Annotated in this window: 1 protein-coding gene; it reads left to right on the top strand. The window is 69.9% G+C overall.

Translation table 11 applies throughout. The features are described 5' to 3' along the window. Positions 1-2,513 (top strand): RHS repeat domain-containing protein (locus ABT300_RS43135; RefSeq protein ID WP_351688382.1); only part of this gene is annotated, 2,513 nt, incomplete at both ends.

Raw genomic sequence — 2,513 nt, 5'->3', positions numbered from 1 at the left:
CCTACTACGACTACCAGGGCGGCGCGGGCTGGGGCTACGCCGACGACGAAGGCCTGACCAAGGCCTCCAACCGCACCTGGTCGCAGTGGCGCGGCTACGGCAAGGTCATGGAGACCTCCGGCGACGCCGAAGGCCCCCGCTCGAAGAAGTCCACCCTGTACCTGCGCGGCCTGGACGGCGAGAAGGAGCTCGACGGCACACCCCGCGTGGAGAAGGTCACCGACTCCACCGGCACCGCTCTCGACGACTCCCGCCAGCTGTCCGGCTTCGTGCGCGAGACGATCGTCTACAACGGAACCGACGAGGTCGGCGGCACGATCAACACCCCGTGGTCGCACCGGACGGCCAGTCACACCTACAGCTGGGGGACCACCGACTCCTGGATCGTCCAGCCCGGTGAGACCACGACGCGCACCAAGACGTCCACCGGCACCCGTACGGTCAAGCAGAAGACGACGTATGACACCACGTACGGCATGCCGCTCACCGTCGAGGACGGCGGCGACTCGGCCAAGACCGGCGACGAGACCTGCACCCGCACCGGCTACGCCCGCAACACGACGGACTGGCTGGTGAACAAGGTCAGCCGGGTCGAGGTCTACTCCGTGGGCTGCACGACCGTCCCGGCGGTGCCCGCAGACGTCATCTCCGACGCCACCACCGCCTACGACAACCAGGCGGTCGGCGCGGCGCCCACCAAGGGCGACATCACCGCCACCGCTCGGGTCGCGAGCTATGAGCCGGTGACCAAGGCGCCCGTCTACCAGCAGGTGTCCGGCGCGACGTTCGACAAGCTGGGCCGTCCCCTCACCGAGACCAACGCCCTGGGCCGCACGGTCAGGACGACCTACGCCCCCGACGACACCGGCTACGGTCCGCTGACGTCGAAGACGACCGTCGACCCCAAGCTGTACTCCTCCACCACCGTGGTGGACCCGGCGTGGGGCACCGCCACCAAGACCACCGACGCCAACGGCAACGTCACCGAGTGGTCCCTGGACGCGCTCGGGCGGGTGCGCTCGGTGTGGAAGCCGGACCGTTCCCGCACCCTCGGCGACGCGGCCACCCTGGTCTACGCCTACAGCATCAACAACGACAAGGAGACCTGGGTCCGCACCGACGCCCTCAAGAACGACGGGCAGACCTACAACAGCTCCTACGAGATCTTCGACTCGCTCCTGCGCTCCCGCCAGAAGCAGGTCCCCGCACCGGACGGCGGCCGGGTGATCTCCGAGACGCTGTACGACGACCGCGGCCTCGCCTACCTCACAAACGAGCAGGTCCACGACAATCTCGCCCCGTCGGGCGCCCTGGCCAACACCTTCCCCGGCTCCGTGCCCGCCTCGACCGAGACGGTGTACGACGCCGCAGGCCGCGCTGCCGAGTCCGTGTTCCGCGTCTACGACCAGGAGAAGTGGCGGACCAGGACCGACTACCAAGGCGACCGCACCGCCGTCACCGCCGCCGCGGGCGGCACCGGCACCCTCAGCATCACCGACGCCCGCGGCCGCATCCTGGAGCGCCGTGAGTACGGCGGCCCCGCCCCGACCGGCGCCGACTACACGCGCACCCTCTTCGAGCACGACCCCTCCGGCCGGCTCACGAAGATGACCGGTCCCGACAACGCCGTCTGGTCGTACGGCTACGACCTGCGCGGCCGCAAGATCACCTCCACCGACCCCGACAAGGGCACCGTCACCACCGCCTACAACGACGCCGACCAGCCGATCACCACCACCACGACCCTGCTGCAGACCACCCGCACCCTGATCACCGACTACGACGAGCTCGGCCGCAAGACGGGCACCTGGGACGGCGTGAAGGACAACGCCCACCAGCTGACCAGGTTCACCTACGACTCCCTCGCCAAGGGACAGGTGACCGCGGCCATCCGCTACGTCGGCGGCACCACCGGCAAGATCTACTCCCAGGCCGTCACCGGCTACGACGCACTCGGCCGTCCCAAGGGCGGCAAGACCGTCATCGCCGCCGGCGACCCCCTGGTCGCCGCGGGCGCGCCGCAGACCTTCACCACCTCGACCGTCTACAACCGAGACGGCACGGTGCAGTCCACGTCCATGCCCGCGGTGGGCGGCCTGCCCGCCGAGACCGTGGCCAACACCTACAACAGCCTCGGCATGCTCACCGGCACGTCAGGCATGACCGGCTACGTCCAGAACATCGGCTACTCCCCGTACGGCGAGATCGAGGAGACGCGCCTGGGCACCTCCACCGGCGCCAAGCAGCTGCAGGTCCTCAACCGCTACGAGGACGGCACCCGCCGCCTGTCCAACATGCACACGGTCGACCAGACCAACGCCGGCTACACCAGCGACGTCGACTACGCGTACGACGCGACCGGCAACGTCAAGTCCGTCACCGACAAGGCGGCGGGCAAGGACGCCCAGTGCTTCGCCTACGACGGCCACCGCCGCCTCACCGAGGCCTGGACCCCGTCCTCGGGCGACTGCGCCACCGCCCGCTCGGCGTCCGCCCTCGGCGGCCAGGCCCCG

The sequence above is a fragment of the Streptomyces sp. NPDC001027 genome (assembly GCF_040299045.1).
Lineage (GTDB): Bacteria > Actinomycetota > Actinomycetes > Streptomycetales > Streptomycetaceae > Streptomyces.
Note: the sequence above shows the minus strand (reverse complement) of the source record. Positions and strands in the feature narration are given on the sequence as shown.